21 protein-coding genes are annotated in these 20,585 nt (G+C 63.7%); 14 read left to right on the forward strand and 7 right to left on the reverse strand.

All coding sequences use genetic code 11. The annotated features are described in order from the left end of the window. The 12 genes from urtA to M1B35_RS29805 all read left to right on the forward strand — a co-directional run. Positions 1–1,016 (forward strand): urea ABC transporter substrate-binding protein (gene urtA, locus M1B35_RS29750; RefSeq protein ID WP_268263837.1); only part of this gene is annotated, 1,016 nt, incomplete at its 5' end. 140 nt (positions 1,017–1,156) lie between these two features. Further along, positions 1,157–2,659, forward strand: coding sequence for an urea ABC transporter permease subunit UrtB (gene urtB, locus M1B35_RS29755; protein WP_123329670.1), 1,503 nt, complete (start codon positions 1,157–1,159; stop codon positions 2,657–2,659). Beyond that, positions 2,659–3,738, forward strand: a complete 1,080-nt coding sequence (gene urtC / locus M1B35_RS29760; protein ID WP_123329668.1) for an urea ABC transporter permease subunit UrtC — start codon at positions 2,659–2,661, stop codon at positions 3,736–3,738. The genes urtB and urtC overlap by 1 nt, the downstream gene beginning before the upstream one ends. Next, positions 3,735–4,595: an urea ABC transporter ATP-binding protein UrtD gene (gene urtD / locus M1B35_RS29765; protein ID WP_123329666.1), complete on the forward strand. Its 861-nt coding sequence runs from the start codon at positions 3,735–3,737 to the stop codon at positions 4,593–4,595. The genes urtC and urtD overlap by 4 nt, the downstream gene beginning before the upstream one ends. A 90-nt stretch (positions 4,596–4,685) precedes the next feature. Continuing rightward, complete coding sequence (gene urtE / locus M1B35_RS29770) at positions 4,686–5,384, forward strand: urea ABC transporter ATP-binding subunit UrtE (RefSeq protein ID WP_123329664.1); 699 nt, start codon at positions 4,686–4,688, stop codon at positions 5,382–5,384. Between the two features lie 30 nt (positions 5,385–5,414). Further along, positions 5,415–6,254 (forward strand): urease accessory protein UreD, encoded by an 840-nt coding sequence (locus M1B35_RS29775; protein ID WP_123329662.1) that lies wholly within the window; start codon positions 5,415–5,417, stop codon positions 6,252–6,254. A gap of 52 nt (positions 6,255–6,306) precedes the next feature. Beyond that, positions 6,307–6,609, forward strand: coding sequence for an urease subunit gamma (gene ureA, locus M1B35_RS29780; protein WP_007907366.1), 303 nt, complete (start codon positions 6,307–6,309; stop codon positions 6,607–6,609). A gap of 9 nt (positions 6,610–6,618) precedes the next feature. Continuing rightward, positions 6,619–7,152, forward strand: coding sequence for a GNAT family N-acetyltransferase (locus tag M1B35_RS29785; protein ID WP_123329660.1), 534 nt, complete (start codon positions 6,619–6,621; stop codon positions 7,150–7,152). A gap of 6 nt (positions 7,153–7,158) precedes the next feature. Beyond that, positions 7,159–7,695 (forward strand): GNAT family N-acetyltransferase, encoded by a 537-nt coding sequence (locus M1B35_RS29790; protein WP_268263838.1) that lies wholly within the window; start codon positions 7,159–7,161, stop codon positions 7,693–7,695. Beyond that, positions 7,692–7,997 carry an urease subunit beta gene (locus M1B35_RS29795; protein WP_123329657.1) on the forward strand — a complete coding sequence of 102 codons (306 nt, stop codon included), beginning with the start codon at positions 7,692–7,694 and terminating at the stop codon, positions 7,995–7,997. Before M1B35_RS29790 ends, M1B35_RS29795 begins: the two co-directional genes overlap by 4 nt. A 114-nt stretch (positions 7,998–8,111) precedes the next feature. Continuing rightward, a complete protein-coding gene (gene ureC / locus M1B35_RS29800; RefSeq protein WP_268263839.1) occupies positions 8,112–9,812 on the forward strand; it encodes an urease subunit alpha in 1,701 nt (566 codons plus the stop codon). 117 nt (positions 9,813–9,929) lie between these two features. After that, on the forward strand, positions 9,930–11,069 hold the full coding sequence (locus M1B35_RS29805) for a sensor histidine kinase (RefSeq protein WP_123329653.1): 1,140 nt from the start codon (positions 9,930–9,932) through the stop codon (positions 11,067–11,069). 18 nt (positions 11,070–11,087) lie between these two features. Here M1B35_RS29805 and M1B35_RS29810 read toward each other — a convergent pair whose 3' ends face one another. Both M1B35_RS29810 and M1B35_RS29815 read right to left on the reverse strand, forming a co-directional pair. Then, positions 11,088–11,399: a chaperone modulator CbpM gene (locus M1B35_RS29810; RefSeq protein ID WP_123329651.1), complete on the reverse strand. Its 312-nt coding sequence runs from the start codon at positions 11,397–11,399 to the stop codon at positions 11,088–11,090. A 23-nt stretch (positions 11,400–11,422) separates the two neighbouring features. After that, complete coding sequence (locus tag M1B35_RS29815) at positions 11,423–12,364, reverse strand: DnaJ C-terminal domain-containing protein (RefSeq protein WP_123329913.1); 942 nt, start codon at positions 12,362–12,364, stop codon at positions 11,423–11,425. A 300-nt stretch (positions 12,365–12,664) separates the two neighbouring features. Between M1B35_RS29815 and M1B35_RS29820 the strand changes: the two genes are divergently transcribed. Beyond that, on the forward strand, positions 12,665–13,930 hold the full coding sequence (locus M1B35_RS29820; protein ID WP_123329650.1) for an Hsp70 family protein: 1,266 nt from the start codon (positions 12,665–12,667) through the stop codon (positions 13,928–13,930). Positions 13,931–14,026: 96 nt separating this feature from the next. Here the strand turns inward: M1B35_RS29820 and M1B35_RS29825 are convergent, their stop codons facing one another. The 3 genes from M1B35_RS29825 to M1B35_RS29835 all read right to left on the reverse strand — a co-directional run bounded on the left by M1B35_RS29825 (position 14,027) and on the right by M1B35_RS29835 (position 16,355). Next, positions 14,027–15,037, reverse strand: coding sequence for an AI-2E family transporter (locus M1B35_RS29825; protein ID WP_123329649.1), 1,011 nt, complete (start codon positions 15,035–15,037; stop codon positions 14,027–14,029). A 158-nt stretch (positions 15,038–15,195) separates the two neighbouring features. Next, positions 15,196–15,495 (reverse strand): PsiF family protein, encoded by a 300-nt coding sequence (locus M1B35_RS29830; protein WP_123329647.1) that lies wholly within the window; start codon positions 15,493–15,495, stop codon positions 15,196–15,198. Positions 15,496–15,566: 71 nt separating this feature from the next. Beyond that, positions 15,567–16,355: an AraC family transcriptional regulator gene (locus tag M1B35_RS29835; protein ID WP_268263840.1), complete on the reverse strand. Its 789-nt coding sequence runs from the start codon at positions 16,353–16,355 to the stop codon at positions 15,567–15,569. A 95-nt stretch (positions 16,356–16,450) separates the two neighbouring features. Between M1B35_RS29835 and M1B35_RS29840 the strand changes: the two genes are divergently transcribed. After that, the gene (locus M1B35_RS29840) at positions 16,451–17,338 is read left to right on the forward strand and encodes a DMT family transporter (RefSeq protein WP_123329643.1); all 888 of its coding nucleotides are present in this window, start codon (positions 16,451–16,453) and stop codon (positions 17,336–17,338) included. Positions 17,339–17,374: 36 nt separating this feature from the next. Here M1B35_RS29840 and M1B35_RS29845 read toward each other — a convergent pair whose 3' ends face one another. Together M1B35_RS29845 and M1B35_RS29850 are read right to left on the reverse strand one after the other, a co-directional pair. Next, positions 17,375–18,265, reverse strand: coding sequence for an esterase/lipase family protein (locus M1B35_RS29845; RefSeq protein WP_268263841.1), 891 nt, complete (start codon positions 18,263–18,265; stop codon positions 17,375–17,377). 138 nt (positions 18,266–18,403) lie between these two features. After that, positions 18,404–20,479, reverse strand: coding sequence for an AsmA family protein (locus M1B35_RS29850; RefSeq protein WP_268263842.1), 2,076 nt, complete (start codon positions 20,477–20,479; stop codon positions 18,404–18,406). Between the last annotated feature and the right edge of the window lie 106 nt (positions 20,480–20,585).

Here is a 20,585-nt window from a genome sequence, read left to right on the forward strand (position 1 = left end):
CGCTGTTCGCGGAGAAAGGCCGCCAGTTGCTGACCCAGGACAAGGTCGCGGTGGTGTTCGGTTGCTGGACCTCGGTGTCGCGCAAATCCGTGCTGCCGGTGTTCGAGGAGCTCAACGGACTGCTGTTCTACCCGGTGCAGTACGAAGGCGAAGAGATGTCGCCGAACGTGTTCTACACCGGCGCCGCGCCGAACCAGCAGGCGATTCCTGCGGTTGAATACCTGATGAGCGAAGATGGCGGCAGCGCCAAGCGTTTCTTCCTGCTGGGCACCGACTACGTGTACCCACGCACCACCAACAAGATTTTGCGTTCGTTCCTGCACTCCAAGGGTGTGGCGGACAAGGACATCGAAGAGGTCTACACCCCCTTCGGCCACGCCGACTATCAAACCATCGTCGCCAACATCAAGAAGTTCTCCGCAGGCGGCAAGACCGCGGTCATCTCCACGGTCAACGGCGACTCCAACGTGCCGTTCTACAAAGAACTGGCCAACCAGGGCCTGAAAGCCACCGACGTACCGGTGGTGGCCTTCTCCGTGGGTGAGGAAGAACTGCGCGGCATCGACACCAAGCCGCTGGTGGGCAACCTCGCCGCCTGGAACTACTTCCAGTCCGTGGAGAACCCGGTGAACAAGAAGTTCGTCGCCGACTGGAAAGCCTACGCCAAGGCCAAGAACTTGCCGGGCGCTGACAAGGCCGTGACAAACGACCCGATGGAAGCCACCTACGTGGGCATCCACATGTGGGCCCAGGCCGTAGAGAAGGCCAAGTCCACCGACGTCGACAAAGTCCGCGAGGCCCTGGCCGGCCAGACCTTCAACGCGCCGTCGGGCTACACCCTGACCATGGACAAGACCAACCACCACCTGCACAAGCCGGTGATGATCGGCGAGATCCAGCCGGACGGTCAGTTCAGCGTGGTATGGCAGACCGAAGGCCCGATCCGCGCCCAGCCTTGGAGCCCGTTCATTCCGGGCAACGACAAGAAGCCGGACTACGCGGTGAAGAGCAACTAAGCCACTCAATGCCCACCCTCGCAGGAGCGGCCGAGCGGCGCTCCGTTCGCCAGCGATCAGCTTGATACGGCCTGCCCGACAGGCCGCTAGCGCCGGCAAGCCGGCTTCTGCGGGGTTCTTGTATGACCAGGACATTTGACATGCCCACTGCCTTCTACCGTTTTATGCTGGCCTGCCTGCTGTTGCTACCGCTGGCGGTCCAGGCCGGTGACGCCGAAGACTTCGTCGCCGCCAATGCCACGCAACAAGCCAAACTCCTCGAGTCCTGGGCCGCACAGCCCGACCCGGCGCGCATCGAACTGCTCAACGCCCTGCAACAGGGCCAATTGAGCATCGACGGCGAAGCCAAGACCCTGCGCCTGAACAACCGTCTGCGGGGGCTGATCGACACCGCCCTGGCCAGCCACCAATTGCTCGCGGCCGACGCGACCCTGCGCCTGGCCGCCGCCCAGCAATTGCAAAAAAGCGCCAAGCCGGCGCAATTGAAATTCCTCGACCAGCGACTGGCCGGCGAACAGGACGAAAAGGTTCACGCCGCTCTCAGCCTGGCCCTGGCCAACTTGCAGTTGGTGGACGGCGACCCGGCCGTGCGCCTGGCGGCGGTACGCCTGTTGGGTGAAACCGGCGACCCGTTGGCCCGCACGCGCCTCGAGAGCCTGTTGGAACCGGGGGTTGAAACCGATGCCGGGGTGCACACCGCCGCCGAGACCAGCCTGGCCCAGGTCAAGCGCAAGCTGCTGGTGGGCGAGATTCTCGGCCAGGCATTCAGCGGCATGTCCCTGGGCTCGATCCTGCTGCTGGCGGCCCTGGGCCTGGCGATCACTTTCGGCCTGCTGGGGGTGATCAACATGGCCCACGGCGAGATGCTCATGCTCGGCGCCTACTCCACCTACGTGGTGCAGTTGATGTTCCAGCGCTTCGCCCCGCAAGCCATCGAGTTCTACCCGTTGATTGCCCTGCCGGTGGCGTTTTTTGTCACCGCGGCCATCGGCATGGCCCTGGAGCGCACGGTGATCCGCCACCTCTACGGCCGCCCACTGGAAACCCTGCTGGCGACCTGGGGCATCAGCCTGATGCTGATCCAACTGGTGCGCCTGGTGTTCGGCGCGCAGAACGTGGAAGTGGCCAACCCGGCCTGGCTCTCGGGCGGGATCCAGGTGCTGCCCAACCTGGTGCTGCCCTACAACCGCATCGTGATCATCGCCTTCGCCCTGTTTGTGGTGGTGCTGACCTGGCTGCTGCTGAACAAGACCCGCCTGGGCCTGAACGTGCGTGCCGTGACCCAGAACCGCAACATGGCCGCCTGCTGCGGCGTGCCCACCGGGCGCGTCGACATGCTCGCCTTCGGCCTTGGCTCGGGCATCGCCGGCCTGGGGGGCGTGGCCCTGAGCCAGATCGGCAACGTCGGCCCGGACCTCGGTCAGAGCTACATCATCGACTCGTTCCTGGTGGTGGTGCTCGGCGGGGTCGGGCAACTGGCCGGTAGCGTGCTCGCGGCCTTTGGCCTGGGCATCGCCAACAAGATTCTCGAACCGCAGATCGGCGCCGTACTCGGCAAGATCCTGATCCTCGCGCTGATCATTCTGTTCATTCAGAAACGTCCGCAAGGCCTCTTCGCTCTGAAAGGACGGGTGATCGACTGATGAACCAGCCTCTGCTACTCACCGCTACACAAAAAGCCGGGCCCAAGGTCACCCTCGCCGTGGGCGTGGTGATACTCGCGCTGCTGCTGGCACTGCCGCTGCTCTCGCTGCTGTCGGCAGACAACCCGCTGCACGTCTCGGCCTACACCCTGACCCTGATGGGCAAGATCCTCTGCTACGCCATCGTCGCCCTGGCCCTGGACCTGGTCTGGGGCTATGCCGGGTTGCTGTCCCTGGGTCACGGCCTGTTCTTCGCCCTGGGCGGCTACGCCATGGGCATGTATCTGATGCGCCAGGCCTCGGGGGATGGCTTGCCGGCGTTCATGACCTTCCTCTCGTGGACCGAATTGCCCTGGTACTGGGTCGGCACCAGCAGCTTCCTCTGGGCCATGTGCCTGGTGGTACTGGCGCCGGGCTTGCTGGCCCTGGTGTTCGGTTTCTTCGCCTTCCGCTCGCGGATCAAGGGCGTGTATTTCTCGATCATGACCCAGGCCCTGACCTTCGCCGGGATGCTGCTGTTCTTCCGTAACGAAACCGGTTTTGGTGGCAACAACGGCTTCACCAACTTCCGCACCATCCTCGGTTTCGGCATCACCGAACCCGGGACCCGGGCGGTGCTGTTCCTGGCCACGGTGTTGCTGCTGGTGGCCAGCCTGTACATCGGCTGGCGCCTGGCACGCAGCAAGTTCGGTCGAGTGCTGACGGCGCTGCGCGACGCCGAGAACCGCCTGATGTTCTGCGGCTACGACCCCCGCGGCTTCAAGCTGTTTGTCTGGGTGTTGAGCGCCGTGCTGTGCGGCCTGGCTGGCGCGCTGTATGTGCCTCAGGTGGGCATCATCAACCCCAGCGAAATGTCGCCGACCAACTCCATCGAGGCGGCGGTGTGGGTCGCCCTGGGCGGTCGCGGCACGCTGATCGGCCCCTTGCTCGGTGCCGGCGTGGTCAACGGCATGAAGAGCTGGTTCACCGTGGCCTTCCCCGAATACTGGCTGTTCTTCCTCGGCGCGCTGTTCATCGTGGTGACCCTGTACCTGCCCAAGGGCGTGATCGGCCTGCTGAAAAAACGAGGTGAACAATGAGAGTCACAGCGACCGCGGATTTCATGCTGGAGCCCATCCTCGAACCCAACAAGGACCAGGGCAGCAGCCGCGATGCCATCGGCCTCGGCCAGGCCGCCGGCAAAGGCCTGAACACCCGCCACGGGACGATCCTGACCCTGGAAGACATCAGCGTCAGCTTCGACGGTTTCAAGGCCCTCAACGACCTGAACCTGTACATCGGCGTCGGCGAGCTGCGCTGCATCATCGGCCCCAACGGCGCCGGCAAGACCACCCTGATGGACGTGATCACCGGCAAGACTCGGCCCAGCCACGGCAAGGCCTGGTTCGGCGAGACCCTGGACCTGACCAGCATGAGCGAGGTGCAGATCGCCCAGGCCGGCATCGGCCGCAAGTTCCAGAAGCCCACGGTGTTCGAGGCCCTGAGCGTGTTCGAAAACCTGGAGCTGGCGCAGAAGACCGACAAATCGGTGTGGGCCAGCCTGCGGGCCAGGCTCTCGGGCGAACAGAAAGATCGCATCGGTGAAGTACTGGAGACCATCCGCCTGACCGCCTCGGTGGAACGCCAGGCCGGCTTGCTGTCACACGGCCAGAAACAGTTCCTGGAAATCGGCATGCTGCTGATGCAGGACCCGCAATTGCTGCTGCTGGACGAACCGGTGGCGGGCATGACCGACGCCGAAACCGAATTCACCGCCGAACTGTTCAAGACCCTCGCCGGCAAACATTCGCTGATGGTGGTGGAACACGACATGGGCTTCGTCGGCTCGATCGCCGACCACGTCACCGTACTGCACCAGGGCAGCGTTTTGGCCGAAGGGTCCCTGGAACAGGTGCAGGCCGATGAGCGGGTGATTGAGGTGTATCTGGGCCGATGAATCGGCCAGTTACCAGCGACAAGCTGCAAGAGAAAGGCCGCGAGCTCTACGCCTCGTGCTTGCCGCTTAAATTCTCCAAAAGGAGTTCCGATGCTACAGGTACAACACCTTCATCAATACTACGGCGGTAGCCACATTCTGCGCGGGCTGTCATTCGAGGCGAAGATCGGTGAGGTCACTTGCCTGCTGGGGCGTAACGGCGTGGGCAAGACCACCCTGCTCAAGTGCCTGATGGGCCTGTTGCCGGCCAAGGACGGCGCAGTGAATTGGGAAGGCAAGGCCATCACCGGGCTCAAGCCGCACCAGCGGGTGCATGCCGGCATCGCCTACGTGCCCCAGGGCCGGGAGATTTTCGGCCGTCTGACCGTGGAAGAAAACCTGCTGATGGGCCTGTCGCGCTTCCCGGGGTCCGAAGCCAAGGAAGTGCCAGCCTTTATCTACGAGCTGTTCCCGGTGCTGCTGCAGATGAAACAGCGCCGCGGCGGCGACCTGTCGGGCGGCCAGCAGCAACAGCTGGCCATCGGTCGCGCCCTGGCCAGTCGTCCACGGCTGCTGATCCTCGATGAGCCCACCGAAGGCATCCAGCCGTCGGTGATCAAGGAGATCGGCGCGGTGATCAAGACCCTCGCGGCCCGGGGCGATATGGCGATTCTGCTGGTGGAGCAGTTCTATGACTTCGCCGCCGAGCTGGCCGACCAGTACCTGGTGATGTCCCGGGGTGAAATCGTCCAGCAGGGCCGTGGCGAAAATATGCAGGCCGAAGGTGTACGCGGGCTGGTAACGATCTAATCTGTAGCGTCCTAACGATAAGCACCCACCATGAATCTTCCTGCCCATAGCGCCTTGTTCACGCCCAGCTGGCACGCCGAGCTGGAACTCGGCTACGCCCGGTTCGGCGACACCACGCGCCCGGTCCAGCGCCGGCACCTGGGCCCGCTGCGGGTGCAAAAGCACCTGTATGCCGAAGGCCCGCAGGTTTGCCAGCACATCATCGTCCACCCGCCCGGCGGCATTGCCGGCGGCGACCGCCTGGACATCCGCGCCAGCGTCGCCAGCGATGCCTGGGCGCAACTCACCAGCCCGGGCGCTGCCAAGTGGTACCGCGCCGCCGGGCCGGCCTACCAGACCCTGGAACTGAACGTGGCGGCCGGCGCGACCCTGGAGTGGCTGCCCCAGGAAACCATCGTGTTCAGCGCGGCCCAGGCCGAACTCAGCACCCGCATCGAGCTGCAAGGCGATGCCCGGCTGTTCTACTGGGACATCGTGGCCCTCGGGCGCCCTGCCAGCGACGAGCGTTTTGACCTGGGGCACTTTCAGTCGCGGCTGGAGATCCGCCGCGACGGCCAGCTGCTCTGGCATGAACGCCAACGCATCATCGGTGGCGATGGCCTGCTGGACTCGCCCATCGGCCTGGACGGGCAACCGGTGTTTGCCACCCTGCTGGTGACCGGCGAGATCGACCCTGAATTGCTGGAGACCTGTCGCTCGCTGCCCCACGCGGTACGCGGCGACCTGACCCAATTGCCGGGCCTGCTGGTGGCCCGCTGCCTGGCCGGCGAAGCCCTGCAGGCGCGAGCCTGGCTGATCGACCTGTGGCGCCTGCTGCGCCCGGCCCTGCTGGGCCGCGAGGCCGTGCCACCGAGGATCTGGAGCACATGAACCGCGGCCCGCGCCCACCCCTTTTCCACTGCCCAACAACGGATTTCGAACGATGGACCTGACCCCACGCGAAAAAGACAAACTGCTGATTTTTACCGCCGGCCTGGTGGCCGAGCGGCGCCTGGCCCGGGGGGTGAAACTCAACTATCCGGAAGCCATGGCCTACATCTCGGCGGCCCTGCTCGAAGGCGCCCGCGACGGCCAGACCGTGGCCGAGCTGATGCACTTCGGCACCACCCTGCTGAGCCGTGAACAGGTGATGGAAGGCATCCCGGAAATGATCCCGGAGATCCAGGTGGAAGCCACCTTCCCCGATGGCACCAAGCTGGTCACCGTCCACCAACCCATCGCCTGAGGCCGCGACATGACTGACCGCATCCGCGACGCCGTGCACGCCGACCTGCCCGCGATCCGCGACATCTACAACGACGCCGTGCTCAACACCACGGCGATCTGGAACGAGCAGCCCGTGGACCTGGGCAACCGCCAGGCCTGGTTCAGCGCCCGGCAAGCCCAGGGCTACCCGATCCTGGTCGTCGTCAACGCCGAGGAGGTGGTGCTCGGCTACGCTTCATTCGGTGACTGGCGGCCCTTCGAGGGCTTCCGCCACACCGTCGAGCACTCGGTGTACATCCGCAGTGACCAACGGGGCAACGGCCTCGGCCCGCGCTTGATGGACGCGCTGGTGGAGCGCGCCAGACACGGCGGCAAGCACGTGATGGTGGCCGCCATTGAAAGCGGCAACGTTGCTTCGATTCGCCTGCATGAGCGCCTGGGGTTCGTCACCACTGGGCAGATGCCCCAGGTGGGCACCAAGTTCGGCCGCTGGCTGGACCTGACCTTTATGCAGCTGACCCTTAATCCCGGGGCCCAACCGCCCAGCCTCCTCCAGGAGTGATGCCCGATGAACGCCGCCCAGTTGCGTCGAGTCCATGCAGAAAGCTTTGCGCACTATCGCCAAGGGTTGATTGACCTGCTGCTCGACGCCGTGGGCTATGGCGCCAGTGTCGGCTTCATGGCCGACCTGGATGCCACCCAGGCCCGTGCCTACTTCGATGAGGTACAGGCCAACCTGGAGCAGGGCAACCTGCTGCTCTGGGTGGTGGTCAAGGACGAACAAGTGCAAGCCAGCGTACAGCTGGGCCTGTGCCAGAAAGCCAACGGCCTGAACCGCGCCGAAGTGCAAAAGCTGCTGGTGCGTGAACACGCGCGCCGCCGCGGCCTGGGCCAGCAACTGATGGGCGCCCTGGAACAAGCCGCGCGCCAGCAACAGCGCGGCATGCTCTACCTGGACACCGAAGCCGGCTCCCCGGCCGAAGCCTTCTATCGCTCACTGGGCTACCAGCGGGCCGGCGAAATCCCCGATTACGCCTGCGACCCCAGCGGCCGTTATCACCCGACCGCTCTCTACTACAAGATTCTCCAAGGAGCCTCTGCATGATCCCCGGTGAATACCAGATCCAACCCGGCGATATCGAACTCAACGTTGGCCGCCGCACCCTCAGCCTGAGCGTGGCCAACAGCGGTGACCGACCGATCCAGGTCGGCTCCCACTATCACTTTTTTGAAACCAACGACGCCCTGACCTTCGACCGAGCCGCCAGCCGCGGCATGCGCCTGAACATCCCCGCCGGCACCGCCGTGCGCTTCGAACCGGGACAGACCCGGGAAGTGGAATTGGTGGACCTGGCCGGTCATCGCCGCGTGTTCGGTTTTGCCGGAAGAGTGATGGGCGATCTTTAAGCGAGTCGCTAGCTTCAAGCGGTAAGCAAGAGACGCCTGAAGCGGTATCGATATTTTTTGATTTTCTTGGAGCTGGCAGCTTAAGGCTTGCAGCTCCCTTCCGAGGAACGAGGAATGCACATTTCCCGCCAAGCCTACGCCGACATGTTCGGCCCTACGGTCGGCGACAAGGTACGTCTGGCTGACACCGAGCTGTGGATCGAAGTGGAAAAAGACTTCACCACCTACGGCGAAGAAGTGAAATTCGGCGGTGGCAAAGTGATCCGCGACGGCATGGGTCAGGGCCAGTTACTGGCCGCCGAGGTGGTCGACACGCTGATTACCAATGCCCTGATCATCGATCACTGGGGCATCGTCAAGGCCGACGTCGGCCTCAAGGACGGGCGCATTGCCGCCATCGGCAAGGCCGGCAACCCGGACATCCAGCCTGATGTGACCATTGCCATCGGCGCCAGCACCGAAGTCATCGCCGGCGAAGGCATGATCCTCACGGCCGGCGGCATCGACACCCACATCCATTTCATCTGCCCGCAGCAGATCGAAGAAGCCCTGATGAGCGGCGTCACCACCATGATCGGCGGCGGCACGGGCCCGGCCACTGGTACCAATGCCACCACCTGTACTTCGGGGCCCTGGCACATGGCGCGCATGCTCCAGGCCGCCGACGCGTTCCCGATGAACATCGGCTTCACCGGCAAGGGCAACGCCAGCCTGCCGGAGCCATTGATCGAACAGGTCAAGGCCGGGGCCATCGGCCTCAAGCTGCACGAAGACTGGGGCACCACCCCGGCGGCCATCGACAACTGCCTGAGCGTGGCCGATCAGTACGACGTGCAGGTGGCGATCCACACCGACACCCTGAACGAATCGGGTTTCGTCGAAACCACCCTCGGCGCCTTCAAGGGCCGCACCATCCACACCTACCACACCGAAGGCGCCGGCGGCGGCCATGCGCCGGACATCATCAAGGCTTGCGGCTTCGCCAACGTGCTGCCCAGCTCCACCAACCCGACGCGGCCGTTCACCCGCAACACCATCGACGAGCACCTGGACATGTTGATGGTCTGCCATCACCTGGACCCAAGCATCGCCGAGGACGTGGCCTTCGCCGAAAGCCGCATTCGCCGCGAGACCATCGCCGCCGAAGACATCCTCCACGACCTGGGCGCGTTCTCGATGATCAGTTCCGACAGCCAGGCCATGGGCCGGGTCGGCGAAGTCATCACTCGCACTTGGCAGACCGCCGACAAGATGCACAAGCAGCGCGGCCCACTGGACGGCGATGGCCCGGGCAACAGCAACTTCCGGGTCAAGCGCTACATCGCCAAATACACCATCAACCCGGCGATCACCCACGGCATCAGCCATGAAGTGGGCTCCATCGAAGTGGGCAAATGGGCCGACCTGGTGCTCTGGCGCCCGGCGTTCTTCGGGGTCAAGCCGACCCTGATCCTCAAGGGCGGGGCCATTGCCGCCAGCCTGATGGGTGACGCCAACGCCTCGATCCCCACACCGCAGCCGGTGCACTACCGCCCCATGTTCGCCAGCTACGGCGGCAGCCGCCACGCCACCAGCCTGACCTTTATCAGCCAGGCGGCCCTGGACGCTGGGGTGCCGGAAAGCCTGGGCCTGAAAAAACGCATCGCCGTGGTCAAGGGCTGTCGCAATGTGCAAAAGACCGACCTGATCCACAACGACTACCTGCCGCAGATCGACGTTGACCCGCAGACCTACCAGGTCAAGGCCGATGGCGTGCTGCTGTGGTGTGAACCGGCGGACGTGTTGCCGATGGCACAACGCTACTTTCTTTTCTAGCCAATACCCGGCCTGCAACGGCCGGGAAGCTTGTTTGCCGGTATGAGTGTTGAAGCGCGCCGCAAGGCGCTAAGATGCCTGTCGATTTCTCACACTTCGCCAGCAAGGTTCCCGGCTATGCGCCTATCCGATTTCATCGTGCAACACGTTGATCGAATCGTTGATGAGTGGGAGCAGTTTGCCAAATCCATCGCCCCCGCCGCCGATTCCATGTCGCGCCTGGAGTTGCGCGACCACGCCAAATCCATCCTCCTGGCCGCCTCGCGGGACATGCAGACCGCCCAGACCGCCAGCGAACAGGTGGCCAAGGCCAAGGGCGAAGGCCCGGAGAAAACCCCCAGCCTCGATCAGGCCGCCGCCAGCCACGGCGAACTGCGCCACCACGTGGGGTTCGACCTGGTGCAGATGACCTCGGAGTTTCGTCACCTGCGGGCCTGTGTGATTCGGTTGTGGGTCAACAGCCTGGCCTCCCCGGACCTGGCCTATTTCCAGGACATGATCCGCTTCAACGAAGCCATCGACGAAGCCCTGGCCGAATCCACCAGTGCCTATGCCGAACAGGTCAATCGTTCACGGGACATTTTCCTGGCGATCCTCGGCCACGACCTGCGTGCGCCGCTGCAGGCGGTGAGCATGTCCAGCGAGATGCTGGCGCGCAAAGTCGCCCTGGACGCCGATGCCCTGGCCTATGTGACGCGAATCAAGAGCGGCACGCGGCACATGGGGGCGATGGTCAGCGACCTGCTGGAATTCGTGCGCAGCCGCCTGGGCAGTGGCTTGCCCATCGAGCCGGCGCCCATGGACCTGGCCAGTGCGATCAAGGCCGTCATGGACGAAGCCTGTGCCGGACAGCCCGATTGCATGCCGTCGCTGAATTTCCATGGCGACAGCCACGGCATCTGGGATCGGGGGCGTATCGAACAGATGCTGCAAAACCTGATCGGCAATGCCTTGCAGCACGGCAGCCACAGTCGCAGCGTCACGGTGACCCTGACCGGTGGCGTGGAACAGGTACTGCTGACCATTCACAACTACGGCCAGCCCATTGCACAGGAGGCCCTGAGCACGCTGTTCGACCCTCTGGTGCGCAGCGCCAGCGAGGAGCTGGGCAATCCGTCCACCAGCCTGGGATTGGGCTTGTTCATCGTCAAGGAAGTGGTGGTGGCCCACCAGGGCAGCATCGACGTCAGTTCCAGCCAGATCGACGGCACCACCTTTACCGTAGTGCTGCCACGAGTGTCCCGCGCTCAGCCCTAGACGCGGGGCGGCCGGCAGTTACTGCGGGGAGTCGGTGACCAGGCGACCAAGGCGCTGCTTGAGCATCTGATTCTCCGCCCGCAGTTGCTGCACCTCTTCCAGCAGGTCCAGGGCCAGGGCCACCCCTTCCCATTCCAGGTCCAGATCACGCTGCAACTTGGCCGCGCGCTTGGCCAGCACCAGTTCGACGTCGGTGAAGCGCCAGTGCTCGGGCGCCGCGCCATGAGGTTCAAGAATCCCGTGTTCGACAATTTCGATCACGTAGGCGGCCGACAAATCGGCCACCTCACAGAACTCTTCCATGTCCAGCTGAACGATCAGGGTGCTCATGGCCAGCGACTCCTAGTGTCGAATCAGAAATGTTCCCGCGGGTCGAAGGCGGCCTTTTTCGCCAGTTCCTGCCACAACGCCTTGACGTCGTCGCTGGTCTGCTTGGGCATCACCGCCTTGAGTTGCACGAACAGGTAACCGCGCTCCCCCGCCTTGTTCAGCAGGCCGTGGCCCTTGGCACGCATGCGCTGGCCGTTCTGGCTGCCGGCCGGGACCTTCAGGTTGATCTTGCCGGTCAGGGTCGGCACCGCCACTTCAGTCCCCAGGGCCAGTTCCCAAGGCGCCAGGGGCAAGGTGATGATCAGGTTCTCGCCCTCGACGTCGAATTTCGGGTGCGGGGCAAAACGAATGGTCAGGTACAGGTCGCCATTGGCCCCGCCCCCGACGCCCGGTGCGCCCTGGCCCTTGAGGCGAATGCGCTCGCCATCGCTGACCCCGGCCGGGATCTTCACGTTCAGGCTCTTGCTGGTGTTGCTGACGTGCTGGCCCGCAGCGTTGTACTGCGGCACCTGGAAGCTGACCTTCTTCGACTCGGTCGCGAGGGTTTCCTCCAGGAAAATCGGCAATTCCATTTCCACATCCTGTCCACGTCGCCCGCTGCTGCGGCGCGACTCCGGGCCACCAAAGCCGGGCCCACGATTACCGAAGATCGAACTGAAGAAGTCCGAAAAATCGCCTGATTCCTGACCACCGCCAAAACCGCCACGGCCTTGCCACCCGGGCGGGCCCTGGAACGGCTGGCCATGCTGGCCGTATTTGCGCATCTCGTCGTATTCGGCGCGCTTGTCGGCGCTTTTCAGCGCTTCATAGGCTTCCGAGGCGTCCTTGAACTTGGCCTCGGCGTCCTTTTCCTTACTGACATCGGGGTGGTACTTACGCGCCAGCTTGCGATAGGCGGCCTTGATCGCCTTGTCGTCCGCTGTCGGTTCCACACCGAGAATCTTGTAATAGTCTTTGAAGTCCATCGAAGGAATCACCATCCGTTATCAATATCGCGCGGCCTGCACTGCAGCATGCTCTCTTTGCTGGCATCCGGCTTGATCAATCTCAAGCGGCTACTCAGGCAGCGCATCAGACGTTTATCGGCAGCCGACGCGGGTTCTTGCGAACCTCGCGGCGGCTACGCGGCTCATGCCTGCAAGTTTGGGGGTGAAGAATAGTCTTTCAAGGCAGACCGGAGCAGATTTAGCGGATAGTCGGCCTTCGAATCTGCCGACGACTGACATACACTGCGCGGCCGTTTTTTCAACCGGAATACGAAAGACATGAACAACCCTACTCCGGCCCGTGCCTGCGGCATCGACTTTGGCACGTCCAACTCCACAGTGGGCTGGCTGCGCCCCGGCGTGGAAACGCTGATCGCGCTGGAGGATGACAAGATCACTCTGCCGTCGGTGGTGTTCTTCAACATCGAAGAACGCCGCCCGGTGTATGGCCGCCTGGCCCTGCACGAGTACCTGGAAGGCTACGAAGGCCGACTGATGCGCTCGCTGAAAAGCCTGCTGGGTTCCAAGCTGATCAAGCACGACACCAGCGTGCTGGGCACGGCGATGCCGTTCAAGGACCTGCTGGGGCTGTTTATCGGCCAGTTGAAAAACCGCGCCGAAGCCGCCGCTGGTCGGGAGTTCGAGGAAGTGGTGCTGGGCCGTCCGGTGTTCTTCGTCGACGACGACGCCGCTGCCGACCAGGAAGCCCAGGACACACTGGTGGAAGTGGCGCGCAAGCTGGGGTTTAAAGAGGTCTCGTTCCAATACGAACCGATCGCTGCCGCCTTCGACTACGAGTCCACCATCGAGCGTGAAGAACTGGTACTGATTGTCGACATCGGCGGTGGTACTTCGGACTTTTCCCTGGTGCGCCTGTCCCCTGAGCGCCGGGGCCTGGATGACCGCCATGACGACATCCTCGCCACCGGTGGCGTGCACGTCGGCGGTACCGACTTCGACAAGCAACTGAGCCTGCAAGGCGTGATGCCGTTGTTCGGCTACGGCAGCCGGATGAAAAGCGGTGCCTACATGCCCACCAGCCACCACATGAACCTGGCGACCTGGCACACCATCAACTCGGTGTACTCGCAGAAATCCCAGCTAGCCCTGGGCAGCATGCGCTACGACATCGAAGACACCGGCGGCATCGACCGGCTGTTCAAGCTGATCGAACAGCGCGCCGGGCACTGGCTGGCCATGGAAGTGGAAGAAACCAAGATCCAACTGACCCACGCCGACCATCGCCACGTGCCCCTGGACCGCATCGAGCCGGGCCTGAGCGTGGAGTTGAGCCGAGCGCTGTTCGAAACCGCCATCGACAGCCTGCTGGAGCGTATCCGCGGCAGCGTCACCCAGTTGCTGAACCAGGCCAATGTCGGCGTTGCCCAGGTGGACACCGTGTTCTTCACCGGCGGCTCCAGCGGCATCCCGGCCCTGCGCCAAAGCGTCGCCGCCATGCTGCCGAATGCACGGCACGTCGAAGGCAACATCTTCGGCAGCATTGGCAGCGGATTGGCGATTGAAGCCAAGAAGCGCTACGGATAAAAGCAGCGGCAAGCTTCAAGCGGCAAGCCACAAGTAAAAGCAAGAGCGGGACCGGCTTTAGCTTGTGGCTTGCCCCTGCCCCTGCCCCTGCCCCTCTTAAACCAACCCCGCCAGTTTCAGCTCGCTTTTCAAGTACGCGTAATAGATCGGTCCGGCCACGACGCCCGGTAGGCCGAAGGCTGCCTCGAACACCAGCATGGCCAGGAGCAACTCCCAGGACTTGGCACTGATCTGCCCGCCGACGATGCGGGCGTTGAGAAAGTATTCCAGCTTGTGGATAAAGATCAGGTAGCCCAGGGCCGCCACCGCCACCCAGATCGACAGCGACAGGCCGACGATGGTGATCAGGGTGTTGGAGATCAGGTTGCCGATCACCGGCAATAGCCCCAGCAGGAAGGTCAGCACGATCAGGGTCTTGGTCAGCGGCAGCTTGACCCCGAACATCGGCAGGATCACCGCCAGGAAGATCCCGGTGAAGAAGGTGTTGAGCAGGGAAATCTTGATCTGCGCGAAGACGATGTTGCGAAAGGCCTGGACCAGCAGGTGCAGGCGATCGAACAGGGCGGCCGCCAAAGGCTTGCGCTTGGTCAGGTCGGGGATGCGCTGCAAGGCGATGATCGCCCCCAGCACCATGCCGATCAGCAAGGTCACGAACATGTGGGCCGCGTCCTTGCCCACCAGTTGCAACTCGCTCAGGTGCTTGCTGGCCCAGGCGCCGATGGCGGTCTGGAACTCGGCGGCGCTGGACGGCAGGTAGGAGTCGAGGAACGGCGGCAACTGGCCCCGGGCCTTGTCCACCACGGTCATGAACTTGTCCAGGGAGGCGCCGGGGTTTTCCGCTTCATGCAGCAGGAAACTGATGGCCCCGGCAAACAGCAGGGTCAGCACGCTGACCACCAGCGTGCCGAGCAACGCCACCGCCAGCCAGCGCGCACGCCGCCCTTCGATCAGGCGCTGCAACTGCGGGGTCAGCATGTTTACCAGCTCGAACACCAACAGACCGGCCAACAGGCTCGGCAACAACCGCAACGGCAGGACCAGCAACAAACCGCCGAAAATAATCACCCAACTGATCAACAACAGATGACGCTGAGAAAACGTTGGCATACAGCCTCAAAACGAACGGCGTAAAAGGATTGGCAGTCTGCCAGCGTTCGCCAGGGAGGCATAGGGGCAGGCGTCGTCGAGGTGGCCCGTGGCAGACACTCGCCAGGGCGAGGGCCCGCCTCCTTTTGCCCAAGGCAAGGAGGCCAGGCCGGGGGGCATTACTTTTTCTTCAGGCAGGTGCTCATGAAGGCTTTGCGCTCATCACCCTTGAGGGCCTTGGTGGTGGCGTCGGCGTTACAGCTCTTCATTCTTTCCTGGGGCGTGGACGGGGTCGCGGCAGCCGCCGGAGCCGCTTTCAGGCAAGTGCTCATAAAGGCTTTGCGCTCATCGCCCTTGAGGGATTTGGCGGTGGCGTCGGCGTTGCAAGTGGTCATTTTGTTTTGCTGGGCGGTGGCGGCAAAACCTTGGGCACAGAGCAACAGGCCAATCATCAACAACGGAACACGCAACATCTTCATGGAGTTTTCTCCTGGCTACCGCACCGACGGGCGCGGCCTACCGCGCAGTGTAGACAAAGCCTGTTACACCTTCACCTGCTCTGTAGGCTGGCCCGGCGATACTGCTCGGGGGTGCAACCGGCCTGGCGCTGAAACATCGCGATAAACGCCGAGGCGCTGCTGTACCCCATGTCAAAGGCCACTTCCTGGACGCTGCGCGGGCTGCCCAGGGCGTCGATGGAGGCCAGGAAGCGCAGGCGCTGGCGCCATTCGCCAAAACTCATGCCCAACTCACGCAGGCATTGCCGGGTCAGGGTCCGCTCGCTGACATGCACCTGCTGCGCCCAATAGGCCAGGGGGCGGTTGTCTCCGGGCGCAGCCTGCAGGGCATTGAGAATACCCAGCAAGCCAGGACTGCTGGCATACGGCAGGTAAGCCTTGTGCACCGGGGCCTGCTGCAACTGGTCCAGCAACACCCGGGCCAGGCGCAGGTCGGCGTCGCGCTGGGGAATCTGCACATCACGGGCGGCGAAGTCCTTGAGGATGGCTTTCAGGATATCGCTGATGGCCAGGGTGCAGGCTTGTGACGGCAGGTCCTGGCACACCTCCGGCGCCAGACACACGGCGCGATAAATGATCGGTTGGTCGGTGTAGAAGCTGTGCTCGGTGTTCGGCGGTATCCAGATCGCATACTGCGGCGGCGCCATAAAACGTTGCCCGGCAATCGCCATGTGCATCACGCCGTGGGCCGAATACTCCAGGCAACCCCAGGGATGGCGGTGCTCCAGGGCGTGGCTGTGGGCGTCGAAATCGGCGTAGCGAAAGTACACCGGCGCCGGCAGGCCACTGAACTGCAGCAGGTCGATGGATTTTTTGCTCATGCTGTCCGGATGCCAAGGCGGGTTGTCTGGATCGAAGTATAGGGATTGATCCGGACAGGCGGATAATCCCCCCTCATTAATCGACTGGTTGTTCCATGCAATACGCTTATCCGCTACTGGCAATCTTTATCTGGGCCGGCAATACCGTGGTCAACAAACTCGCGGTGGGCGCGATCTTCCCGGCCGAGATCGGCTTCTACCGCTGGCTCCTGGCGGGGCTGTTGTTCACCCCGTTCATGCTCAAGCCGGTGGTCCGCCACTGGTCGGTGATCCGCCCGAACCTGAGCAGGATTTTCATCCTCGGCGTCTTGGGCATGGCGGTGTACCAGAGCCTGGCCTACTTTGCCGCGACCCTGACCAGCGCCACCAACATGGGCATCATCCTGTCGCTGATGCCTTTGATGTCGCTGGCCATGGCCATTGCCAGCCTCGGCCAGCGCCTGACCGCCGGCGCGCTGCTGGGGGCCCTGCTGTCATTTGCCGGGGTGCTGGTGGTGGTGTCGTCCGGCAGCCTGGCGCTGCTGCTGGAGCACGGCGTCAACCTGGGGGACGCGATGATGCTGGTGGCCACCCTGGCCTATGCGGTCTACAGCACCTTGCTGAAAAAATGGCAGCTGCGCCTGCCGCCGCTGGTGCTGTTGTACCTGCAAGTGCTGGTGGCGGTGGTGGTGCTGTTGCCGTTGTTCCTCGCCTCGCCCAAGGCCGGCCTGAACCTGCACAACCTGCCCTTGGTGCTTTACGCCTGCCTGCTGGCCTCAATGCTCGCGCCGTTGGCGTGGATGCAGGCGGTGATCCGCCTGGGGCCGAGCCGCACCACCTTGTTTTTCAACCTGCTGCCGTTGATCACCGCCCTGATTGCCGCGGCGGTGCTGCATGAACAACTGGCCTGGTATCACTTGATCGGCGGGGCGCTGACCCTGGCAGGCGTGGTGCTGTCGGAGCGCTGGACCACGGTGCTGGGGCGCACACGCCGCGCTGCCTGAATCACGCCATGGGGGATCCCCCCCTGGTTGCTACGGCTAAACCCCGGCCGCCTTGAGCCGCCGGGCGTGCTCGACAAATAACCGCACCGGCTCGGCGCCCTTGCCCACCAGGCCCAGGGACTGGTTGACGATGTCGAAGTGGTCCAGGGGATAGTCGTCTCCGATCACCGTGCCCAAGTGGGAGCTGTAGCGCCCGACCATGCCGTCGCAGTGCCCCGCCTCACGGACAAACGTGCGGGCAAATAGCCGGCAACTGCGGTTGGTGCCATCCAGCAGGTTGCGCCCGCGGTCGGTCTTGCCCGGCTGCAAGGTGCCGGACCAGGAGTAGTAACGCACCCCATTCACCTCTTCCGGCCCCTGCCCGCCCCAGGTCTGAGGCAGCCCCTGGGGATACTGGGTGTTGAACAGGGTCACGCCTTCGGTGGTCAGCGAACGATGGGCACCCTGGATATCCACCGGCAGCTTCGGTCCGCGGTAGCCGGTTTCCAGCAGGCTCATCAGCGCCGCAATCACCCGCAAGGCGAAGCTCAGCAGGCGCCCTCGCGGGGTCTGGCCCGGGTAGTGCTTTTCCAGATGGTCGGCCAGCTCGGAACCGTGATTGGGCCCCGCCACCGAGGTCACCGACGCCACCCAATCCGGCCGCCTAGCCGCCGCGTAACGCGCGGTCAGGGCGCCCTGGCTATGGCCGATCAGGTTGACCTTGGCGGCGCCGGTGTCCTTGAGGATCTGTTCGATACGGGCCAACAACTGTTCGCCTCGCACCTCGCTGGAGTTGAGCGGCGACACCTGCACGGCGATCACCGTCGCCCCACCGCGCCGCAAGGCAGCGGCGATCCCATACCAGTACGGGTACAGCAGCAGGCGGACAAAGCCCAGCATGCCGGGCACCAGGACCAGCGGGTAACGGGTGGCGAGCTCTTGGGACATCGTGCCTCTCCTGCTGATCAAGGGTGCTGATCGGTCCTGCTGATCGGGGCGCTACCACCGATCAAGATGCAAGACCGCAGCCAAGAGCATCGACATCGCCAATGACAATTTCGAGAACGCCCCGGCGCCCGCCCGCGATCAGCGGGTCGGCTTGACCGTCACCGGCGCCTTGCCCGAGCGCATTTGCTCCAGCAGCGGCGCACATTGGTTGGGCTCGTCACCGCTGGGCGCCACCAACGCCAGCAAACCGGCAGCCGGGCCGGCGATCAGCCCCAGCGCCACCATGCCCGCGCCGCGCAGCATCAGCGGCACAGCCTTGACCCCGGCGCTGGGTTTGATGAACTTGCCCTGCACATACAACGGCGAACGCAGGGAGAACAGCCGCAGGCCCTTGGATTCCGGGGTGATGGTCAGGTCCAGTTGCTCAGTGGCCAGGTTGGCCGTGCCGTCGATGTAGATCACCGCATTCTCGGTATCGAAAACGAACAGCCGGGGGCTGGCCAGACCGCTCTTGATGCCGAAGTCGGCCGCCGCGCAGTTGATCTTCACTTCCTTGTCGCCAAACATCTTGCCGACCACGTAATTGCCCACGTTAAGCCCGGCGATTTCCATCAGGCTGCGGCTGATGGCGCCGTCATTGATGAGCATTTTCAGGTCGCCGTTGGCGGTGCCCAGCAGCGCTGCCACCGAGTTACCCCGACCACTGATGTCGGCGTCGCCATTGAGCTCGCCAAAGCTGGTTTTCATCGGTTCAAAGCTGGGGAACAACTGTTTGAGCTTGAAGTTGCGCGCCGTCAGCCGGGCCCGGCCTTCCAGTGGTGTGGCGTGGCCATTGAGACGAATCTGTGCATCGAGCTTGCCACCGGCCACGCCGAAACGCAGGGGTTCGAGGCTGAGTTGGCCATCGTTGAGCACCAGGTGGGTGTACAGGTCATTGAACGGCAACTCGGCGCTGTGGACGATGCGTTTGCCGGTGAACTCGACGTCCGCGTCCATATCGCGCCAGCGCTCGGTGCGGAACTCTTCCACCGGCAGTACCTTGTCTGCCGGTTGCTTGCTTTCGCCGCCCCGGGCCTTTTGCTTGGCGTTGGAGTCGGCGCCGATCAACGGCGCCAGGTCGCGGAATAGCAATTGGTTGGAGACCAGGGCGCCCGTCAACTTGGGCCGCGGCTGGCTGGCCTGGTACGTCAGGTTGCCGTGGATGTCGCTGTCGCCGATCTTGCCGTTGAAATCCTGGTAGCTGAAGGTGGCACCTGCCGGGTCGCGCAATTTGGCGGTCAGGTGGCCGTCGGTGGCATAAGGCGGGGAATCCGGCAGGGTCACCCCGGTCAGCGGATAGAGGTTGCCCAGGCTGCTGCCGGCCAATTTCAGGCGCAGGTCCAGGGCCCCCAGGTTCAGGGGGTCGGTCAGGCTGCCGCGCAATTCGACGCGGGTGTCGGCGATGCTCACCTGGGCTTGCAGCGGAAACGGCACGCTGGAGTCCTGCAAAGCCAGGAGGCCGCCGATCTTGCCGGTGCCGCTGAGCGCCTGCCCGTGATATTGGCCTTTAACCTTCAGGGCAAACGCATAGGCCTGAGGCTCATGCCCTTTTTCCCGAACCTTTTTCGCCTCGTTGTCACCCACGATGTCACTGAAGGGAATCGGCTTGCCCAGGGAGTCGATCAACACGTCGAGCTGGGTCTTCAGGCTTTGGTCATCGAGGGTCACATGGCCCTTGTCGAAGCCGATGGCACCAATGTCCACCACCCAGCTGGAGGGTTCGGCATCGGGGTCCTTGGGGTCGAAGGTGAAGGTCCAGTTAGCGCGGCCGTCCGCCAGGCGTTGCAGGGCGGCATTGGGTTCGGTCAGGTCGATGCGCGGAATGCTCACGCGCTGGGCCAGCAGGGCCAGGGGCGAAATACGCAGTTCGACGCGCTTGAGGCTGACCATCTGTGGCGCCTTGGACCAGTCGGGGTTGCCCAGGGTCAGGTCCTGCGCCACCACATGGGGCCAAGGCACCCAGGCCCGCCAGCCGCCCTGGTCAGGCTCGCGCTGCCAGATCACCGACAGGTCGCCATTGATCGCAAAGGGCCGATGCAGCTCGGCAGACACCTTGTCGTTGATCGTCGGCTTGAGACGGTTCCAATCGAAGAAAGCGACCAGTACCACTAACAGCGCCAGGAGCAGGATCAGGCTGCTGAACGTCCAGACGAGAATTTTACGAGTGCGCGTCATTGCACAGGGCTCCTGAAGACAGCTGGGCTTCGCCACCGCGAGGCCCATTTGAAATGCCGGGGAAAGATCCCGCGGCCATGAAAACTACGACTGACAAACCGCGTGC

The organism is Pseudomonas morbosilactucae, from assembly GCF_023241665.1.
In the GTDB taxonomy this organism is placed as follows: Bacteria; Pseudomonadota; Gammaproteobacteria; order Pseudomonadales; family Pseudomonadaceae; genus Aquipseudomonas; species Aquipseudomonas morbosilactucae.

Bases quoted from the DNA above. Each gene is read 5' to 3' on its own strand.
- urtB (WP_123329670.1), top strand. From the start codon at position 1,157: ATGCCCACTGCCTTCTACCGTTTTATGCTGGCCTGCCTGCTGTTGCTA.
- urtC (WP_123329668.1), top strand. From the start codon at position 2,659: ATGAACCAGCCTCTGCTACTCACCGCTACACAAAAAGCCGGGCCCAAG.
- urtD (WP_123329666.1), top strand. From the start codon at position 3,735: ATGAGAGTCACAGCGACCGCGGATTTCATGCTGGAGCCCATCCTCGAA.
- urtE (WP_123329664.1), top strand. From the start codon at position 4,686: ATGCTACAGGTACAACACCTTCATCAATACTACGGCGGTAGCCACATT.
- M1B35_RS29775 (WP_123329662.1), top strand. From the start codon at position 5,415: ATGAATCTTCCTGCCCATAGCGCCTTGTTCACGCCCAGCTGGCACGCC.
- ureA (WP_007907366.1), top strand. From the start codon at position 6,307: ATGGACCTGACCCCACGCGAAAAAGACAAACTGCTGATTTTTACCGCC.
- M1B35_RS29785 (WP_123329660.1), top strand. From the start codon at position 6,619: ATGACTGACCGCATCCGCGACGCCGTGCACGCCGACCTGCCCGCGATC.
- M1B35_RS29790 (WP_268263838.1), top strand. From the start codon at position 7,159: ATGAACGCCGCCCAGTTGCGTCGAGTCCATGCAGAAAGCTTTGCGCAC.
- M1B35_RS29795 (WP_123329657.1), top strand. From the start codon at position 7,692: ATGATCCCCGGTGAATACCAGATCCAACCCGGCGATATCGAACTCAAC.
- ureC (WP_268263839.1), top strand. From the start codon at position 8,112: ATGCACATTTCCCGCCAAGCCTACGCCGACATGTTCGGCCCTACGGTC.
- M1B35_RS29805 (WP_123329653.1), top strand. From the start codon at position 9,930: ATGCGCCTATCCGATTTCATCGTGCAACACGTTGATCGAATCGTTGAT.
- M1B35_RS29810 (WP_123329651.1), bottom strand. From the start codon at position 11,399: ATGAGCACCCTGATCGTTCAGCTGGACATGGAAGAGTTCTGTGAGGTG.
- M1B35_RS29815 (WP_123329913.1), bottom strand. From the start codon at position 12,364: ATGGACTTCAAAGACTATTACAAGATTCTCGGTGTGGAACCGACAGCG.
- M1B35_RS29820 (WP_123329650.1), top strand. From the start codon at position 12,665: ATGAACAACCCTACTCCGGCCCGTGCCTGCGGCATCGACTTTGGCACG.
- M1B35_RS29825 (WP_123329649.1), bottom strand. From the start codon at position 15,037: ATGCCAACGTTTTCTCAGCGTCATCTGTTGTTGATCAGTTGGGTGATT.
- M1B35_RS29830 (WP_123329647.1), bottom strand. From the start codon at position 15,495: ATGAAGATGTTGCGTGTTCCGTTGTTGATGATTGGCCTGTTGCTCTGT.
- M1B35_RS29835 (WP_268263840.1), bottom strand. From the start codon at position 16,355: ATGAGCAAAAAATCCATCGACCTGCTGCAGTTCAGTGGCCTGCCGGCG.
- M1B35_RS29840 (WP_123329643.1), top strand. From the start codon at position 16,451: ATGCAATACGCTTATCCGCTACTGGCAATCTTTATCTGGGCCGGCAAT.
- M1B35_RS29845 (WP_268263841.1), bottom strand. From the start codon at position 18,265: ATGTCCCAAGAGCTCGCCACCCGTTACCCGCTGGTCCTGGTGCCCGGC.
- M1B35_RS29850 (WP_268263842.1), bottom strand. From the start codon at position 20,479: ATGACGCGCACTCGTAAAATTCTCGTCTGGACGTTCAGCAGCCTGATC.